We start from the raw sequence: 17,693 nt of genomic DNA, 5'->3' as shown, positions 1-17,693 counted from the left end.
GACCAAGGGCCCAGGCAGGCGCCCGCGTGGGCCCTACGCTCCGCCGCCGGACGCGACAGGGCCCGCGCATCGTGACGATGCGCGGGCCCCGGGACGCGTGAGGCGTGCGGCTCAGACGCCGCCGGCGAACAGCGAGGTGACCGAGCCGTCGTCGAAGACCTCGCGGATCGCGCGCGCAAGCAGCGGCGCGATCGACAGGATGGTGAGCTTGTCGAACTGCTTCTCCTCGGTGATCGGCAGCGTGTCCGTGATCACCACCTCGGAGACGCCGGACTTCGACAGGCGCTCGACCGCGGGGCCCGAGAGCAGGCCGTGCGTCGAGGCGACGATGACGTCCTTCGCGCCGTTCTCGAACAGCGCCTCCGCGGCCTGCACGATGGTGCCGCCGGTGTCGATCATGTCGTCGACCAGGACGCAGGTGCGGCCCTTGACCTCACCGACGAGCTCGTGGACCTTGACCTGGTTGGGCACCGAGGGGTCGCGACGCTTGTGGATGATGGCCAGCGGCGCGCCGAGGTGGTCGGACCACTGGTCGGCGAGGCGCACGCGGCCCGCGTCGGGCGAGACGATGGTGAGGTTGCCGGGCGAGACGCGGGACTTCACGTAGTCCGCGAGCATCGGCATCGCCCAGAGGTGGTCGACCGGGCCGTCGAAGAAGCCCTGGATCTGCGCGGTGTGCAGGTCGACCGACATGACGCGGTCCGCGCCGGCGGTCTTGAAGAGGTCCGCCATGAGGCGCGCCGAGATCGGCTCGCGGCCCTTGTGCTTCTTGTCCTGACGCGCGTAGCCGTACATCGGGATGACGACCGTGATGCGCTTGGCCGAGGCACGCTTCATCGCGTCGACCATGATGAGCTGCTCCATGATCGCCTCGTTGATGGGCGCGGCATGCGACTGCAGGACGAACGCATCGGCGCCTCGCACGGACTCGCCGAAGCGGACGTAGAGCTCACCGTTCGCGAACGTGTACGCGGTGGTGGGCAGGAGGTCGACCCCCAGGTGCTCCGCGACCGCCTCCGCGAGCTCCGGATGCGCCCGGCCGCCCGCGAGGACCATCCGGCGCTCGCTCGGGTTCGAGATCACGGCATTCATGCTTCTCCCTTGTGGTCGGCGGCCGGAGCCGCCTCGTGCTCGGCGACCGCAGCCGCTCTCTCCTCCTGTGCCCCCGACGATAGACCGCGGGCCACAACCTCGTCCTGCGCAGCGCGTGCGGCGGTCGCCGACGGCGTGCCCGGGCGGCGACGCTCGACCCAGCCCTCCACCACGCGCTGCTGCACGGCGTTGAGCGCGAGCGCGCCCGGCGGCACGTCGTGACGGACGGTCGTCCCCGCGCCCGTGTACGCGCCGTCGCCGATCTCCACCGGGGCGATCAGCGTGTTGTCCGAGCCGACCCGGACATGGTCCCCGACGCGCGAGCTCGACTTCGAGACGCCGTCGTAGTTGACGAAGATGGTGCCGGCGCCGATGTTCGAGTGCTCGCCCACGGTCGCGTCGCCCACGTAGCTGAGGTGCGGGACCTTCGAGTGGGCGCCGATGGTCGAGTTCTTGGTCTCGACGAACGCGCCGATCTTGCCCTTGTCGCCGAGGACGGTGCCGGGGCGCAGGTACGTGAACGGGCCGACGGTCGCGCGGGCGCCGATGCGCGCCCCCGAGCCGTGGACCCGGGTCACGGTCGCGCCCGCGCCCACCTCGACGTCGGTGAGGGTCGAGTCCGGGCCGACGGTCGCGCCGGCGGCGACGTGCGTGGCGCCGTGGAGCTGCGTGCCCGGCAGCACCGTCGAGTCCGCCTCGAGCGTGACGTCGACGTCGATCCACGTGGTCGCGGGGTCGACGACGGTGACGCCGGCGCGCATCCACGCCTCGACGATGCGGCGGTTGAGCGCCGCGCCCGCAGATGCGAGCTGGACCCGGTCGTTGACGCCCTCGACCGCGGACGCGTCCGGGGCGACCATGGCGCCCACGCGGCCGCCCGCCTCGCGGGCGAGCGCGAGCACGTCGGTGAGGTACTGCTCGCCCTGCGCGTTGTCGGTGGTGAGCCGCGCGAGGGCGTCGCGCAGGTGCGCGGCGTCGAAGACGTAGATGCCCGCGTTGATCTCGCCGATGGCGCGCTCGGCGTCGGTGGCGTCCTTGTGCTCGACGATGCGGGTCACGGCGCCGGCATCATCGCGGACGATGCGTCCGTAGCCGGTCGCGTCCGGCACCTGCGCGGTGAGGACCGTGACGGCGTTGCCCTGGGCCTCGTGCGCCTCGACCAGCGAGCCGAGCAGGGCGCCGTCGACCAGCGGGACATCGCCGCTCGTCACCACGATCGATCCCTGCACCTGGCTGTCGAGGTGCGCCTGATCGGCACCGCCCGCGGCGACCGCCGCCGCGATCGTGGTGGCGTCCAGCGTGGACAGCCCGCACCGCACGGCGGCTCCGGTGCCCGGGACGTCGTCCTGATCCGCGATGAGGGCGTCCGGAGCGACCTCGGCGATGTGGCCGGCGACGGCCTCGCGCTCGTGGCGGACGACGACGACGGTGCGTCCCGGCACCAGCTCGGCCGCGGCGGCGAGCGCGTGCGCGACGAGCGTGCGTCCCGCGATCCGGTGCAGCACCTTGGGGGTGGCGGACCGCATGCGGGTGCCTGCCCCTGCCGCCAGGATCATCACGGCTGCGGGCGGAGTCGGGCTCACCTGATCTCCTCACGTGGCGGAACCCCGGGCAAGGGGGGCTGACGGCTGGACCTCGCAAGTCTAACGTTCGAGGAGGCACCCTTCGCGCGCGAGGTCCCAGGTCCGGGGCCGACGGCGCGCGAATCGGTTCCGCCCAGAGGATTCGAACCTCTACCGCAGGGCTCCAAAGGCCCGCATGCTGCCGTTACACCAGGGCGGAACGGGAGCGGCCGCGCACGGCGCGCCGCACCCGGGCGTCAAGTCTGCCAGGATTCACGGCACACTTGAGCCGTGACCCTCGAACCTCGCCGCGCCCCTCGCTCCCGCATGACCGCGCGCGAGCGCCGTGAGCAGCTGCTCACCGTGGGACGCGCGCTGTTCGCCGAGAAGGGGTTCGAGGGCACGTCGGTCGAGGAGATCGCGTCGCGCGCGGACGTGTCCAAGCCCGTGGTCTACGAGCACTTCGGCGGCAAGGAGGGCATGTACGCCGTCATCGTCGACCGCGAGGTCGAGGCCCTCCTGGGCGCGCTCACCGGAGCGCTCGCGCAGAAGGCGCACCCGCGGCAGCTGGTCGAGCGGGCGGCCCTCGCGCTGCTCGGCTACATCGAGGACTCCCCCGACGGCTTCCGCATCCTCGCGCGCGACTCGCCCGTCGCTCAGGCCTCGGGCACCTTCTCCTCGCTGCTCGGCGACGTCTCGGCGCAGGTCGAGGGCCTCCTCGCCGAGCAGTTCCGCAAGCGCGGCCTCGACCCCGTGGTCGCCCCCGTGTACTCGCAGATGCTCGTCGGCATGGTCGCCCTCGCGGGCCAGCACTGGGCCGACGTGCGCGAGCCGTCGAAGCAGGTGGTCGCGGCGCACCTGGTCAACCTCGCGTGGAACGGGCTGTCCTCGCTCGAGCGCCGCCCCGGGCTCCCCTCCGACTGACCCGACGCCCGCATCGTCCCTGGGAATGCTGCGGGACGACGCCGCGTCGTAGTGTGCGAACGTGGGCGCCAGCCGGGTGCCCCGACGCCACGGGAGGGCGCCATGCTCAAGGGCTTCAAGGACTTCATCTTGCGGGGCAACGTCGTCGACCTCGCGGTCGCGGTGGTCATCGGCACCGCGTTCACCGCGTTCGTCACAAGCATCGTCGACGGCCTCATCAACCCGCTGGTCGCCGCGATCTTCGGCCAGCCGGACCTCACCGGGGTGGGGCACTTCATCATCAACGACGCGGAGTTCTCGATCGGGGTGATCCTGCAGGGGCTCTTCAACTTCCTCGCGGTCGCGGCGGCCGTCTACTTCGTCATCGTCATGCCGCTCAACAAGCTGGCCGAGCGGCGCAAGAAGGGCGAGCCCGCCCCCGACGAGCCGGTCGCGCCCACCGAGATCGAGCTGCTCACCGAGATCCGCGACGCGCTGCGCGCCCGCAGCTAGCGATTCCCAATGACACATGTGACGCATGTGCCTGGGGTGGGACGATGCGGCGGCACAGTGCTCCCACACGTCACCTCGGTCACGTGTGTCATTGGGAATCGTCAGTCCTGGATGAGGACGGTGCCGGACGCCGGACCGGAGGCGGTCACCACCGCGTCCGCGAGGCGCGAGGCGCGCAGGTGAGCCGCCATCGCGAGGGCGTGCTGGCGCGAGCGCGCGAGCGCGGCGACCGTGGGCCCGGACCCGGACACGATGGCGCCGCAGGCCTCGGCCGCGTCGGCGGCGTCGAGCAGCTCGCCGAGGCGCGGCATCAGCGCGAGCGCGGGGCCCTCGAGGTCGTTGGTGAGCGCGCTCCCGAGAGCGACCGGGTCGCCCGCCATGAGCGCGGTCATCACCTCGCGATCGATCTCGAGCTCCGAGCGCGCCTGCTCGCGCGCCTCGATGCGACGGTCGTACTCGGCGAAGACGGACGGCGTCGACAGCCCGTCGCGCTGCGTGGCGAGCACCCAGTGGAACTCGCCGTGGGTCATGGCGGGCATGAGGTCGTCGCCGCGTCCGAGCCCGACCGCGGTGTGGCCGTGGAGGCTGAACGGGACGTCGGCGCCGAGGCGACGGGCGAGCGTGAGGAGCTCGCCGCGCGTGGCGCCGGTGTCCCAGGCCTCGGCGCACGCGACGAGGGCGGCCGCGGCGTCGGCGGAGCCTCCGGCCATCCCGCCCGCGACCGGCACGCCCTTGATGAGGTGGAGGTCCACGCCGTCGGTGATGCCGAAGGTGCGGGCCAGGAGCTCAGCCGCGCGCCACGCGAGGTTCGTCCCGTCGAGCGGAACCCCCGACGCGTCGACCGGCGCGCCGGCGGCGACGTCGACGGTGAGGCGGATCTGACCGTCCGTGCGCGGGGTCGCCTCGACGGTCTCCCACAGGTCCAGCGCCTGGAACACCGTGACCAGCGGGTGGTACCCGTCGGGTTCGGGCGCACCGACGGCCAGCTGAAGGTTCACCTTGGCAGGCGCCTTCGCGCGGACGGTGCGGGTCATGCCCCCACTGTGCCAGAGGCGAGCGCCTCGGCGATGTGCGTGAAGTCCTCGATGGCGAGCTTCTCACCGCGGGTGAGCGGCTCGATCCCTGCGGCGCGCAGCGCGGCCTCCGCCGCGGCGGGCGAGCCCGCGATCCCGGCGAGCGCCCCGCGGAGCGCCTTCCGCCGCTGCGCGAAGGCCGCGTCGATCACGGCGAAGACGTCCTCCCGCGATGCGGAGGTGGTCGGCGGCTCGCGCCGCTCCATGAGCACGAGGGAGCTGTCGACGCGCGGCACGGGCCAGAAGACGGCGCGGCCCACCTCGCCGGCCTTGCGCACCGAGCAGTACCACGCGGCCTTCGCCGAGGGCACGCCGTAGGTGCGGGTGCCGGGCGGCTCTGCGAGCCTGTCGGCGACCTCCGACTGCACCATGACGAGCACGCGCTCGAGGGTCGGGAACGTCTCGAGGAAGTGCAGGATCACCGGCACCGAGACGTTGTACGGCAGGTTCGCCACGAGCGCTTTCGGGGGCTCGGGCAGCGACTCGACGGTCAGGGCGTCCTGATGGATCACCGAGAAGCGCGAGGCCTCCTCCGGCGCTCGCTCACCGACGGTGCGCGGCAGCGCCTCGGCGAGCACCGGGTCGATCTCGACGGCCGTGACGTGGGCGCCGGTCTCGAGCAGCGCGAGGGTGAGCGAGCCCAGACCGGGGCCGACCTCGACCACCGCGTCGCCCTCGCCGACCCCGGAGAGCCGCGCGATGCGACGCACCGTCCCGGCGTCCACCACGAAGTTCTGTCCCCACTTCTTGTGGGGGGCGGTGTCGAGCGACTGCGCGAGGAGCCGGATGTCGGTCGGACCCAGGAGGTGCGCCACCGGGGTCAGTACCAGCCGACGGACTGCGAGTGCCCCCACGCGCTGCAGGGCGTGCCGTAGCGGGCCTTGATGTAGCCGAGGCCCCAGCGGATCTGGGTGGCCGGGTTGGTCGCCCAGTCGGAGCCCGCGCTGGCCATCTTCGAGCCGGGCAGCGCCTGCGGGATGCCATGCGCGCCCGAGGACGGGTTGTGCGCGTTCGGGTTCCAGCCCGACTCCTTCTGCCACAGCGCGTCGAGGCACGACCACTGGTCGCCGGACCAGCCGTACATGTCGGCGGCCAACTGCTGACCGATGGCGCGCGAGCTTCCGGCGGAGACGGTCGAGGTCGCCGGGACGGACGAGCCGCTCGACGAGCTGGTCGACTCCTCGACCACCTCCTCCTTGGTGCCCACGGCGATGACCTCGTCGGTCGGCTGCGACACCGTGAGCCGGAGGGTCTCGACGCGCGAGACCTCCTCGCCGTCGACGTACGTGACGTCGTAGGTGATGACGCGCTCGCCGGGCTCGCCCTCGGTCACGACCTCCTCGACGCCCTTCTCGAGGTCGGGGTCGTCCTCCTTGACGGAGTCGGGCTTGATCGCGACGGACTTGGTCTCGGTGGTCACCACGGGCGCGTCGTCGGCGCTGGTGGCGATCTCGGGCAGCGCCGCGAGGTCGGCCTGGACGGTCGTGGCCTCGGGGGCGTCGAACACGGGCGTCGCGGCGGCCGCGAACGAGCCGATCGCGAACGAGCCCACGGCGACGGCGGCGCCGACCTGGGTCAGGACGCGGCTCCGCGCACCGCGCCGGGTGCGCTGCTCACGGCGCCCTCCGGGCATGGGGTTGGATCGTCGGTAGCTCACGGGGTCCTCTCGTCTGGCGGACCGATGCCTGGGGGGCGAGGCCGCGCTGTCTGACGCCTTTTATCTCATATTGATAACGGCGTCGTCCAACCCCGCTTGAGACCTAGGTCCTGTGGAATGCGTCACACACCGAGGTCTACCAGGGGCCATAGAGAAGTTCCGACGTTGTAGAGACGGCGGCGCAGGCGGCCTCCAGGTCCGTCCCGAGCACCGTCGCGACGGTCCGCATGGTCACCGGGACCAGATACGGGGCGTTCGGCGCACCCCGATGCGGGTGCGGCGTGAGGAACGGCGCATCCGTCTCGACCAGCACGCGCTCGAGGGGCGTCACCGCGAGCGCCGCGCGCAGCCCGTCGTTGTTCTTGAAGGTCACCGTGCCCGCGAAGGACAGGTAGTAGCCGCGCTGCGCGCACACCCGCGCCATCCCGGCGTCGCCCGAGTAGCAGTGGAAGACGGTCCGCTCGGGAGCGCCGTCGCGTTCGAGCACGTCGAGCACCTCGGCGTGAGCGTCGCGGTCGTGGATCTGCAGCGGCAGGTCCAGCTCCTTCGCGAGCGCGATGTGGTCCCTGAAGGAGCGGATCTGCGCGGCGCGCCCCTCCTCGCCGGTGCGGAAGAAGTCGAGCCCGGTCTCGCCGATCGCCCGGATCCGCGAGCCGCGCGCGAGGGCCGCGATCTCCGCGAGGGCGTCCTCGTAACCGATGCCGCTCTCATGCGAGCCGTCCGCGTGCAGCGGCGCCTCGTTGGGGTGGAGCGCGACGGCGCCCAGCATCGACGGGTAACGCTCGACGGCCTCGGCCGTCCACCGTGCGGAGTCGAGCTCGCACCCCACCTGGACCAACCGGTCGACGCCCACGGCGGCGGCCGCGGCGAGGCGCTGCTCGACGCTCAGCTCGGGGTCCCCGGCGGGGAACTCGAGGTGGCAGTGGTTGTCCACCACCGGGACGGGCAGCGCCTCAGGCGCGGGGGGCCATGCTCCCGAACGCATCTCCTACTCGTCCGCCATCCGCTCGAGCTCGGCCTCGACCATCTCGTCGTCGAGCTTCTGGAAGATCGGCGACGGCGCGGGCACCGCGGTCCCCGCGACGAGCTCGCTGCGACCCCAGCCGACCACGGAGGAGTAGTCGCCCTGGATCACCGGGTAGTGGCGGTCGGCGAGGTCGAGGTCCTCGACCTCGTTCATCTGGGGCATGGGCGCGAGGGTGCCCGTGCCGCCGAGGGCCTCGTGCACCTGCTGCGCGCTGTGCGGGAGGAACGGCGACATCATCGTGTTCGCGTCGGAGACCAGCTGCGCCGCGACGGCGAGCACCGTCCGCATGCGCTCCGGGTCCTCGTTCTTGAGCTTCCACGGCGCGGTGTCCGCGAGGTACTTGTTGGCGTCGCCGATCACGCGCATCGTCTCGCCGATCGCGGCGCGCTGGCGCTGCGTACGGATGTGCTCGCCCACCGTGCCGAAGGCCGCCTCGGAGGCCGCGAGCGCGGCACGGTCGATGTCGGCGAGCTCGCCGAGAGCCGGGATCTCGCCCACGTTCTTGTGCAGCAGCGACGCGGTGCGGTTGACCAGGTTGCCCCAGCCCGCGACCAGCTCGTCGTTGTTGCGACGCTTGAACTCGGACCAGGTGAAGTCGGCGTCGGAGGTCTCCGGGCCGGCGACCGCGATGAAGTAGCGCAGCGCGTCGGGCTGGTAGCGCGACAGCATGTCGCGCACGTAGATGACGTGCCCGCGCGACGAGGAGAACTTCGCGGACTCCATGGTGAGGAACTCGCTCGAGACCACCTCGGTGGGCAGCTGGAGGTCGCCGAACTCGCTCAGCTCTCCCCCGCGCGCACCGCGGCCGTTGGCGGCGATGAGCTCGCCGGGCCAGATCTGCGAGTGGAAGGTGATGTTGTCCTTGCCCATGAAGTAGTAGGACAGCGCGGCCGGGTCGTTCCACCACTGGCGCCACGCGTCGGCGTCTCCCTCGCGTCGCGCCCACTCGATCGAGGCGCTCAGGTACCCGATGACGGCGTCGAACCACACGTACAGGCGCTTGGCGGGGTTGTCGGACCAGCCGTCGAGCGGGACGGGGATGCCCCAGTCGATGTCGCGTGTCATCGCACGCGGACGCACGTCGACCAGGAGGTTCTTCGAGAAGTTGAGGACGTTGGGGCGCCAGCCCTGGCGCGCGCCCAGCCAGTCGGTGAGCGGCTGGACCAGCGCGGGCAGGTCGAGGAAGAAGTGCTCGGTCTCGACGAACTTGGGCGTCTCGCCGTTGATCCGGCTCACGGGGTTCTTGAGGTCGATCGCGTCGAGCTGGTTGCCGCAGCTGTCGCACTGGTCGCCGCGCGCGCCGTCGGAGCCGCAGATGGGGCAGGTGCCCTCGATGTAGCGGTCGGGCAGCGTGCGACCCGTCGACGGCGAGATCGCGCCGCGCGTGGTCTCGGAGATCATGTAGCCGTTCTTGTGCACGGCCTTGAACATCGCCTGCGCCACCGCGTAGTGGTTGCCCGTGGTGGTGCGGGTGAAGAGGTCGTAGCTGAGGCCCAGCTGCGTGAGGTCCTCGACGATCACGCGGTTGTAGCGGTCGGCGAGCTCCTGCGGGGTCACTCCCTCGCCCTCGGCCTGCACCAGGATGGGCGTGCCGTGCTCGTCGGTGCCCGAGACCATGAGGACGTCGTGGCCGGCGAGGCGCATGTAGCGGGAGAAGACGTCCGACGGGACGCCGAATCCGGCGACGTGACCGATGTGACGGGGGCCGTTCGCGTACGGCCAGGCGACGGCGGACAGGATGCGTGACATGGCGTCCATCCTAGTGTTCGCGGACGATGCCCCTGTGGGCCTTCCGCCCGCGGTCAAGGGCGGCGGCGCTCGCGTCAGCCGTAGTCGGGCGCCGGGTCGAGACCGAAGGCCTCCTCGAGGGTCGCGACCCCCTCCTCGTGAAGGTAGGCCGCGAGCTCGACGCCCACGTACCGGAGGTGCCACGGCTCGTAGATGTAGCCGGTGACATCCTCCGCGCCGGCGGGGTACCGCACGATGAACCCGAACTCCCACCCGTGCTCCGCGACGAACACCCCGGCGGCGGTGGACGCGAAGCACGCCTCGAGATCGCAGCCCTCGGAGCGGATGTCCGCGGCCAGGCCGGTCTGGTGCTCCGAGTACCCCGGGCGCGCGGAGAAGCGGTCCGCCGCCGAGCGGCCGCGCGAGGCGACGTAGCCCTCGTACAGCGACGACTGGAAGGCGTGGTCGCGGTAGCCGGTGGTGATCGAGAAGCCCGCGTCGGCCTCCTCCGCGGCCGCATGCAGCGCCGTCATCGCGGCGGCGGCGTCGGCGCGCATCCGCGCCCCGCCCCCGACGCCGTCGACGCTCGCGAGGTCCTCGGGCGCGAAGCCCTCGGGGTCGAGAGGGCGCAGCTTGTTCACCACGACCCACGTCGAGGCCGGGTCGTCGACGCTGAGCGCCGCGAGGTCGAAGCCGGGATCCGCCTCCTCGGCGGGCGAGGGCTCCGGTGACGGGCTCGCCGCGGTCGCCGACGGGGAGGCCGAGGGCGACGCCGTCGGCGACTCGGACGCCGTCGGCTCGGCCTGCGCCGCCGCGACGGAGGCCGACGGGGACGAGGCGAGCGCCGCGGCCGAGGACTCGTCTCCGTCGCCGCCCAGCATCCGGTCGGCGACCTCCGCCGAGCCGAAGCCCGCGAGGGTGCCGAGGACCGCGACCGCGAGCGCCGCGCCGAGGCGCCGGCGCCGGTACACGTAGACCGGCTCGTGGGAGACCCTCATCGAGGCGCGCTCCGCCCGTCGATCCGGGGTCGGTTCGCGGCGGTCACCTCTCGACTGTACGTCCCGCGCGGACGGCCACCTGACGGCCGACCGGCGTGGCGGCCGCGGCTACGCGCGTGCGTCACGCGCGGCGAGCACCGCCGCGTAGAGCTCGCGGCTCGGCACGCCCGCGGTGGACGCGACGTCCGCCACCGCGGCCTTGGCGCGCTCGCCCGCCTCGACGCGCGCGAGCACCTCGGCGACCAGCGCCTCGACGGTCGGCGCTCCGGCGGTCCGACCCGCGACGGTCACGACGATCTCGCCTCGTGGCTCGTCCGCCTTCGCCCACGCGGCGAGATCTGACAAGGTCCCGCGCCGGGTCTCCTCGTACGTCTTGGTGATCTCGCGCGACACCGCGGCGGCGCGCTCCGCGCCCAGCGCCTCCGCCATCGCGTCGAGGGTCGCCGCGAGACGATGCGGCGCCTCGAAGAAGATCATCGTGCGCTCCTCGAGCGCGAGCGACGCGAGCCTCCCGGACCGCTCGCCCGGACGCCGCGGCAGGAACCCCTCGAAGCAGAAGCGATCGGTCGGCAGCCCCGAGAGCGCGAGCGCCGCGAGCGCGGCCGAGGGGCCCGGCAGCACCGACACCTCGACGCCGGCGGCGACCGCGGCAGCGACCACCCGGAACCCCGGGTCGGAGACGGCCGGCATGCCGGCATCGGACACCACGAGGATCGTCTCGCCGCCGCCGGCCCTCGCCACGAGCTCGGCCGCGGAGGCCTGCTCGTTGTGATCGTGGTGCGCGACCAGCGCTCCCCCGATCCGCACGCCGAGCCGGGACGCGAGGTCGCGCACCCGCCGGGTGTCCTCGGCCGCGACGATGTCCGCGGTCTCGAGCGCCGTACGGAGCCGGGCCGAGGCATCGTCCACGTTGCCGATGGGAGTCGCTGCGAGGACGATGCGGCCGGTCATGGCTCCAGCGTCCCACAGGGCCGCGGCCACTAGGCTGCGCGTGTGAATCTCGCGACGCTCTGGCGCTGGCGCGCCACCCTCATGGCGGTCGGCGTCGGCATGCTCGCCGCGATCATCCGGCTCGCGTCGCTCGCGGACCCGCATGCGCTGGTGTTCGACGAGGTGTTCTACGCGCGCGGCGCATTCTCGCTCACGGAGCTCGGCTACGAGGGCGACTGGACGGGCGACGACGACGCGTTCGCGCAGGGGGACACGTCCGGGCTGACGACCGAGGGCGACTTCGTGGTCCACCCGATGGTGGGCAAGCTGCTCATCGCGCTCGGCATCGAGCTGTTCGGCAACGAGCCGTTCGGCTGGCGCGTCGTGGGCGCCGTGCTCGGCTCGCTCATCGCGGTCATGGTCGCGCTCACCGCGCGCCGCCTGTTCCGCTCGACCGTGTGGGGCGCGGTCGCGGGCGTGCTCGTCGCGGTCGACGGCGAGCTGATCGTGCTGTCGCGCACCGCGCTGCTCGACGGCTTCCTCACGTTCTTCGTGGTCCTCGGCTTCTGGCTGCTCGTCATCGACCGCGACACCGCGCGCGAACGGCTCGCACGCATCGCCGCCGAGGAGCGCGAGCGCGAGGACCTCGCCGAGGAGGAGCTGCTGATCGGGCCGGGCCCGCGCACAGGCGTCCGCTGGTGGAGGCTCGCGGCGATCGTCGCGTTCGCCCTCGCCGCCTCGGTCAAGTGGAACGGCCTCTACTTCGCCGCGGTGCTGCTGGTCCTGTCGGTCGTGTGGGACGCGTTCGCCCGCCGCGACCTCGGCTGGCACCGGTGGATCAGCGGCACGTTCAGGGACGCCGTCCCCGCGGGGCTCGCCACGCTCGTCATCACGCCGATCGTCTATGTCGCGACGTGGGCGAACTGGTTCCTCACGGACGGCTCGTACGCACGCAGCTGGGCCGAGGACAACCCGGGCGAGGGGCTCACCTGGCTGCCGGACGCGCTCAACTCGTTCGTGCACTACCACCAGCAGATGTGGACCTTCCACACGGGCCTCACGTCCGAGCACAACTACATGTCGAACCCGTGGACGTGGCTGGTCCAGTGGCGCCCCACGGCCTTCTACTTCGAGGACGCGCCCGGCGCCGACTGCGGCGCGGAGCGCTGCGTCAGCGCGATCCACGCGCTGGGCAACCCGCTGATCTGGTGGCTCGGCACCGCCGCGCTCGCCTGGGCCGTGTGGCGCGTGCTCCGCCACGGCGACCGGCTGGCCCTCGCCGTCTCGGCGGGAGTCCTCGCCGGCTGGCTGCCGTGGCTGCCGTACGCCTACCGCACCATCTTCACCTTCTACACGGTGGTGTTCGCGCCGTTCCTCATCCTCACGCTCGTGTGGGCGCTGCGCAGGATCGCGCAGCCTCCCGAGCTCGACGGCGGCTGGTCGCGACGCGGGACCATCGGGGTGGGGCTCGTCCTCGCGGCGATCCTGGTGATCTCGGGCTTCTTCATGCCGCTGTGGGTGGGCACGCCCATCCCGTTCCGGTACTGGCAGGCGCACATGTGGCTGCCCAGCTGGGTCTGACGGAGCCCGTCAGTCGACGCGGCTCTCCACGAGCCGGCTCAGCACGATCGCGCTGCGCGTCTTGTCCACCTGAGGCGCGAGCCGCACGCGCTCGAGCGCGATCTCGAGGTCGGGCATCGTCGCCGCGCGCAGGCGCACGATCGCGTCCGCCTGACCGGTGACGGTGAACGCCTCGACCACGTTGGGGATGCTCTCGAGGATGCGGCGCAGCTCCTCGGGCGCCACCGTCCCGCGGCAGAACACCTCGACGTAGGCCTCCGTGCCGCCGGCGTCGAGTCCGGGATCGAGCCTCACGCGGAAGCCCTGGATGACACGGTCGGCCAGCATGCGATCGACCCGGCGCTTCACCGCTGAGGGCGACAGGCCGATGCGCAACCCCATCTCCGCGTAGGACGCGCGCCCGTCGAGCCTCAGCTCGTCGATGATCCGCCGGTCCAGGTCGTCGAGCGACATTCTTCTCCCCCCTCGCAAGCAACCTGCACCAGGCGGCCCATTCTTGCACCTATTCACCGCAATGGGCACCCGTCTCCGAAAGAATCCGCCTGAAACGGCCCGTGGCCGCCGCCGCGACCGGCCCCGCGAAGCAGGAAGGCGCCCCGCGAGCCCCCTTCCGGCCCGCGCGCACGCCCCGATGACATCGTCACCCCTGGTCTCCCGCCCGAGGATGCGCACGATGCGGCATGCGGCGACGCCCGGGACGGCGGTAGCGTGTGATCAGCCGCCTCGCGGCGCAGTCGCATGGAAGGAGCCGCACATGCCGGACGCCAGACAGCTGGGCCTCGAGCTCGACGCCCGAGCCCTCACCGCACGCGCGATCACCGCGGTGAGGGTGATGTTCGCCGTGCTCGGCGTGGTCGCCCTCGCGGTCGGGGTCGCGATGCTCGTGTGGCCCGGACGGACCCTCGCGGTCGGGGCCGCGCTCGCGGGCATCTACTTCGTGATCGCGGGCGTCGCGCGCATCGCGATGGGGGTGCTCGGCGCATCGATCTCGGGCGGGCTGCGCGGGCTCTCGATCGTCATGGGCGTGCTCATGCTCGTGGCCGGCATGGTGATGCTCCGCAACCTCGCGGCGTCGACCACCGTGCTGCTCGTCATCGTCGCCCTCACCGTAGGCGTCGGCTGGATCATCGACGGGATCATGGTGATCCTCGAGTCGGGGAAGGCGCGCTCGCGCGGCTGGGCGGTCGCCTACGGGGCGATCGGGGTGCTCGCCGGCATCGCGGTGATCGCCTTCCCGACGATGACGGCGACCGTGATGATCTGGATCGCCGCCGCGGTCTTCGTGGTGCTCGGGATCATGGGGCTGGTCCGCGCGTTCACCTTCGGCCGCGGGATCGAGGCGGAGCTGTGAGCGCGCCGGAGGGGCCCGTGGACCCGGAGATCCCCGAGGACGTCGCGCGCGCGATGGCCGTCGAGGCCGCGCGCGCCGACGAGCAGCCCGCACCGCCGTGGCTCGACGCCGCGATCAAGCGCGGCCTGTGGAGCGCGGTCCGCGTGGTCCTGCTCGTGGTGGTCGCCGTCTGGATCGCCTTCCAGATGCGTCACCTGCTGGGTCTCATCATCTTCGCGCTGTTCATCGCGCTCGCGATGCTGCCAGGCGTGACGGCGCTCCACCGCCGCTACGGGATGAGACGAGGCGCCGCCGTCGGGCTCATGTACCTAGCCGCTGTGGTGGTCGTGGTCTTCATGGTCGGCGTCCTCATCCCGGCGATCGCCCGCTTCGCGGACTCGGTGCGCGAGTCGCTGCCCGGCTGGTCGGCCTCGCTGACCGAGTGGAGCCAGCGGGTGCTCGGCATCCCGATCGACACCTCGGGCGCGGACTCGGTGCTGTCGGCCTTCTCCCTCGACGTCGCGAGCTGGGCGGACGAGGCGCTCGGGCTGGTGACCTCGGGCATCGGCCTGGTCTTCGACCTCTTCACCGTCGCGACGTTCGCGTTCTACATCGCGGCGCAGTGGCCGCAGATCATGCGGGCCTTCATGTCCCGCATGCCCCCCGAGCGCCAGCGGACGTTCGCGTGGATCGCCGACACCTCGATCGAGCAGACGGGCGGGTACTTCTACTCGCGCCTCCTGCTCATGGGCGTGTGCGGCGGGCTGGGCTTCGTGGTGATGCTGCTCGTCGGGCTGCCGCTCGTGTACGCGATCCCGCTCGCGCTGTTCATGGGCTTCGTGTCCGAGTTCATCCCGTTCATCGGCACCTACCTCGGCGCGGCGCTGCCCATCGTGATCATCCTCGCGGTGCAGGGCCTCGTGCCGGCGCTCGTGCTGCTCGGCTGGGTCATCGTCTACCAGCAGGCCGAGAACTACTGGCTGAGCCCGCGGTTCTCGTCGCAGACCATGGAGCTGAACGGCGCGATCGCCTTCGGAGGCGCGCTCGCGGGAGGCGCCGTCGCGGGACCGCTGGGCGCGTTCATGGCGCTCCCGATCGCGGCGCTCATCACCGCGATCGTCAAGAACTCGGGGCGCAAGTGGGAGGTCATCGAGATCGACTCCCGCAGCGCGGCGGCCGCGGATCCCACGCCCTCGGCGGATCCCACGCCCGCCGCGGAGCCTGACCCCGAGGGCTGAGGCCCGCACCCTGGAGACGACGCAGGGCCCCGGCTTCCGCCGGGGCCCTGCGTACGTCAGGCGTGGGTCAGGCCACGCCGAGGATGTCCACCACGAACACGAGCGTCGAGTTCGCAGGGATCGCGTCGATGTCGTCCTGGTCGCCGTAGCCCAGCTCCGGCGGGATGACGACCATCACCTGGCTGCCGACCGTGGCGCCCTCGAGCCCCTCGATCCAGCCCTCGATGAGCTGGTCGGCCGAGAGCGTGAACATCGCGTCCGCGCCGCGCGCCCACGAGGAGTCGAAGACCTCGTCGGTCTTCCAGACCTGGCCGGTGTAGTGGAACCACACCTCGTCGCCCTCGCTGATCGGGTCGCCGTCGCCCTCGATGAGGGTCTGCGCGACGAGCTCCTCGGGGGCCTTGCCCGCGTCCGAGAAGTCGACGGTCGGCGCCCCGGTGTCGTCGAGCGTCACCGTGGGAAGGCCCTCGGCCGGCTCGACCGCGGTGCCCTCGGCACGCTCGAGCGGCGTCACCGCGGCGGACGCGGTCACGGCCATGATGTTGGTCTCGAGGTCCTCGGTCGAGGTGTCGGGGAACGCGTAGAGGAAGTCGGTGCCGACGTTGCGGCCCACGAGCTCCTCGTAGAGCTCGCCGTAGTCCTCGGACATCTCGACGGCCTCGGGCACGCCCGAGTCGTAGGTCGACCAGATGACCGAGCCGTCGACGCCCGAGTACACCACGTAGTTGAGGACCACGTCCTGGCCCTCCTCGATCGCGTCGCCCTCGCCGTCGGCGACGTGGAGCACGGTGGTGTCGCCCACCGACAGCGTGGGCTCGAAGGCGAGCTCGGGCACACCGTCGGTCTCGGTCCACTCGATCGACTCGAGCGCGGCGATGTCCTCGGCGGCCGTGGGCACGGCCGCGGCGGAGGCCGAGGCGGACGCCTCGGAGTCGGAGGCCGGGCTGCACGCGGCCAGGCCGAGCACGGCGACCGCGCCGATCGCGACGCTGGCCAGCACGTTCTTCTTCATGGATCTCCTCAAGGCTTGTCCGCCGGTTCGCGGCGCAACGCGGCGCAGGCCTCGACCCGGTCACCGCTGGTCTGCCGCGCGATTCCCGGCCGGCTGCGTCCTGATGCAGTGACGGCCTCGCACGCGGGCTCCGATCCAGGGTACCCGCCGCCTCGGCGGCTCCCGGCGCCTGCGGCTGGGAGTTTCCGCAGAGTTCCGCCCCTCACGGCGACGCCGCACCGCCCCGGGAGGGGACGATGCGGCGTGCGGCCGGGCGAGGCTCAGAGCTCGCGGTGGATCACCTGCGCCGACGTCTGCGCGGTCGCGAGCATGAGGATCTGGTCGATGTTGACGTGCTTGGGACGCGACGCGACCCAGCGCACGGCGTCGGCGATGTCCTCGGCGCTCATGGGGGTGACGCCCTCGTAGACCTTCGCGGCCTTGTCCGCGTCGCCGCCGAAGCGCACGATCGAGAACTCGGTCTCGACCATGCCCGGGTCGATCTCGGACACGCGCACGGGCTGGCCGAGCAGCTCGATGCGCAGCACGCGGGTCATGGCCGCCACGGCGTGCTTCGCGGCGTTGTAGCCGCCGCCGCCCTTGTACGGCTCGCGCGCCGCGATCGAGCCGATGTTGATGACCTGGCCGTCGCCGGATGCCACCAGCTTCGGCAGCAGCGCCTTGGTGACGCGGAGCGTGCCGAGCACGTTGACGTCGTACATCCACTGCCACTCGTCGACGTCGCCCTCGGCGATCGAGGTGGTGCCGAGCGCGCCGCCGGCGTTGTTGAGCAGCAGCTCGCAGCTCTCGATCTGCGCCGCGAAGGCGTCGACGGACTCCTGGTCGGTGACGTCGAGGGCGATCGCGGTGCCGCCGATCTCCGCCGCGAGCGCCTCGAGGCGGTCCACGCGACGGGCGCCGATCACCACATGCCAGCCGTCAGCCGCGAGGGCCCGCGCGCTGGCCGCGCCGATCCCGCTGCTGGCTCCCGTGACGACCGCGATCCGCTGTGACATGTCTACCTCCTGTCGGGCCGCGCCCGATGCGCGGCGGATGGCCTCAGCCTGCCT

17 protein-coding genes and 1 tRNA gene are annotated in these 17,693 nt (G+C 72.2%); 5 read left to right on the top strand and 13 right to left on the bottom strand.

Annotated elements, in window-relative coordinates; genetic code table 11:
• Window positions 1-111 precede the first annotated feature (111 nt).
• From TR42_RS05595 to TR42_RS05585, 3 genes are all read right to left on the bottom strand, one after another.
• Window positions 112-1,092 carry a ribose-phosphate diphosphokinase gene (locus TR42_RS05595; protein WP_042213784.1) on the bottom strand — a complete coding sequence of 327 codons (981 nt, stop codon included), beginning with the start codon at window positions 1,090-1,092 and terminating at the stop codon, window positions 112-114.
• On the bottom strand, window positions 1,089-2,648 hold the full coding sequence (glmU, locus tag TR42_RS05590) for a bifunctional UDP-N-acetylglucosamine diphosphorylase/glucosamine-1-phosphate N-acetyltransferase GlmU (protein ID WP_052405653.1): 1,560 nt from the start codon (window positions 2,646-2,648) through the stop codon (window positions 1,089-1,091). The genes TR42_RS05595 and glmU overlap by 4 nt, the downstream gene beginning before the upstream one ends.
• 154 nt (window positions 2,649-2,802) lie before the next feature.
• Window positions 2,803-2,874: transfer RNA gene (locus TR42_RS05585), tRNA-Gln, on the bottom strand.
• A 107-nt stretch (window positions 2,875-2,981) separates the two neighbouring features.
• Between TR42_RS05585 and TR42_RS05580 the strand changes: the two genes are divergently transcribed.
• Both TR42_RS05580 and mscL read left to right on the top strand, forming a co-directional pair.
• Window positions 2,982-3,578: a TetR/AcrR family transcriptional regulator gene (locus TR42_RS05580; protein WP_042213780.1), complete on the top strand. Its 597-nt coding sequence runs from the start codon at window positions 2,982-2,984 to the stop codon at window positions 3,576-3,578.
• Window positions 3,579-3,680: 102 nt separating this feature from the next.
• Entirely contained in the window at window positions 3,681-4,070 is a 390-nt protein-coding gene (mscL, locus tag TR42_RS05575; protein ID WP_042213778.1) for a large conductance mechanosensitive channel protein MscL, read from the top strand.
• 101 nt (window positions 4,071-4,171) lie between these two features.
• Here the strand turns inward: mscL and TR42_RS05570 are convergent, their stop codons facing one another.
• The 7 genes from TR42_RS05570 to rsmI all read right to left on the bottom strand — a co-directional run bounded on the left by TR42_RS05570 (window position 4,172) and on the right by rsmI (window position 11,504).
• Window positions 4,172-5,104: a 4-(cytidine 5'-diphospho)-2-C-methyl-D-erythritol kinase gene (locus TR42_RS05570; protein ID WP_042213777.1), complete on the bottom strand. Its 933-nt coding sequence runs from the start codon at window positions 5,102-5,104 to the stop codon at window positions 4,172-4,174.
• Complete coding sequence (gene rsmA, locus TR42_RS05565; protein WP_236623365.1) at window positions 5,101-5,997, bottom strand: 16S rRNA (adenine(1518)-N(6)/adenine(1519)-N(6))-dimethyltransferase RsmA; 897 nt, start codon at window positions 5,995-5,997, stop codon at window positions 5,101-5,103. The genes TR42_RS05570 and rsmA overlap by 4 nt, the downstream gene beginning before the upstream one ends.
• Window positions 5,964-6,800, bottom strand: a complete 837-nt coding sequence (locus TR42_RS05560) for an aggregation-promoting factor C-terminal-like domain-containing protein (RefSeq protein WP_174435460.1) — start codon at window positions 6,798-6,800, stop codon at window positions 5,964-5,966. Before TR42_RS05560 ends, rsmA begins: the two co-directional genes overlap by 34 nt.
• 136 nt (window positions 6,801-6,936) lie before the next feature.
• Window positions 6,937-7,785, bottom strand: coding sequence for a TatD family hydrolase (locus TR42_RS05555; protein ID WP_042213775.1), 849 nt, complete (start codon window positions 7,783-7,785; stop codon window positions 6,937-6,939).
• 3 nt (window positions 7,786-7,788) lie between these two features.
• The gene (gene metG, locus TR42_RS05550) at window positions 7,789-9,576 is read right to left on the bottom strand and encodes a methionine--tRNA ligase (protein WP_042213774.1); all 1,788 of its coding nucleotides are present in this window, start codon (window positions 9,574-9,576) and stop codon (window positions 7,789-7,791) included.
• A 74-nt stretch (window positions 9,577-9,650) separates the two neighbouring features.
• Complete coding sequence (locus TR42_RS05545; protein WP_143058929.1) at window positions 9,651-10,553, bottom strand: M15 family metallopeptidase; 903 nt, start codon at window positions 10,551-10,553, stop codon at window positions 9,651-9,653.
• A 108-nt stretch (window positions 10,554-10,661) separates the two neighbouring features.
• Window positions 10,662-11,504: a 16S rRNA (cytidine(1402)-2'-O)-methyltransferase gene (rsmI, locus tag TR42_RS05540; RefSeq protein ID WP_042213772.1), complete on the bottom strand. Its 843-nt coding sequence runs from the start codon at window positions 11,502-11,504 to the stop codon at window positions 10,662-10,664.
• Window positions 11,505-11,546: 42 nt separating this feature from the next.
• Here rsmI and TR42_RS05535 point away from each other — a divergent pair, with 42 nt between their 5' ends.
• Window positions 11,547-13,064: a dolichyl-phosphate-mannose--protein mannosyltransferase gene (locus TR42_RS05535; RefSeq protein WP_052405649.1), complete on the top strand. Its 1,518-nt coding sequence runs from the start codon at window positions 11,547-11,549 to the stop codon at window positions 13,062-13,064.
• 9 nt (window positions 13,065-13,073) lie between these two features.
• Here the strand turns inward: TR42_RS05535 and TR42_RS05530 are convergent, their stop codons facing one another.
• Window positions 13,074-13,517, bottom strand: coding sequence for an Lrp/AsnC family transcriptional regulator (locus TR42_RS05530; RefSeq protein WP_042213770.1), 444 nt, complete (start codon window positions 13,515-13,517; stop codon window positions 13,074-13,076).
• 301 nt (window positions 13,518-13,818) lie between these two features.
• Between TR42_RS05530 and TR42_RS14995 the strand changes: the two genes are divergently transcribed.
• The gene (locus TR42_RS14995; protein ID WP_042213769.1) at window positions 13,819-14,415 is read left to right on the top strand and encodes an HdeD family acid-resistance protein; all 597 of its coding nucleotides are present in this window, start codon (window positions 13,819-13,821) and stop codon (window positions 14,413-14,415) included.
• A complete protein-coding gene (locus tag TR42_RS05520) occupies window positions 14,412-15,632 on the top strand; it encodes an AI-2E family transporter (RefSeq protein ID WP_042213767.1) in 1,221 nt (406 codons plus the stop codon). The genes TR42_RS14995 and TR42_RS05520 overlap by 4 nt, the downstream gene beginning before the upstream one ends.
• 67 nt (window positions 15,633-15,699) lie before the next feature.
• Here the strand turns inward: TR42_RS05520 and TR42_RS05515 are convergent, their stop codons facing one another.
• Window positions 15,700-16,644, bottom strand: coding sequence for an FKBP-type peptidyl-prolyl cis-trans isomerase (locus TR42_RS05515; RefSeq protein ID WP_042213766.1), 945 nt, complete (start codon window positions 16,642-16,644; stop codon window positions 15,700-15,702).
• Window positions 16,645-16,904: 260 nt separating this feature from the next.
• Window positions 16,905-17,639, bottom strand: coding sequence for an SDR family NAD(P)-dependent oxidoreductase (locus TR42_RS05510; protein ID WP_042213764.1), 735 nt, complete (start codon window positions 17,637-17,639; stop codon window positions 16,905-16,907).
• Window positions 17,640-17,693: the final 54 nt, after the last annotated feature.

The sequence above is a fragment of the Demequina mangrovi genome (genome assembly GCF_000759715.1).
Lineage (GTDB): Bacteria > Actinomycetota > Actinomycetes > Actinomycetales > Demequinaceae > Demequina > Demequina mangrovi.
This window is presented reverse-complemented; position numbering and strand designations above follow the sequence as displayed.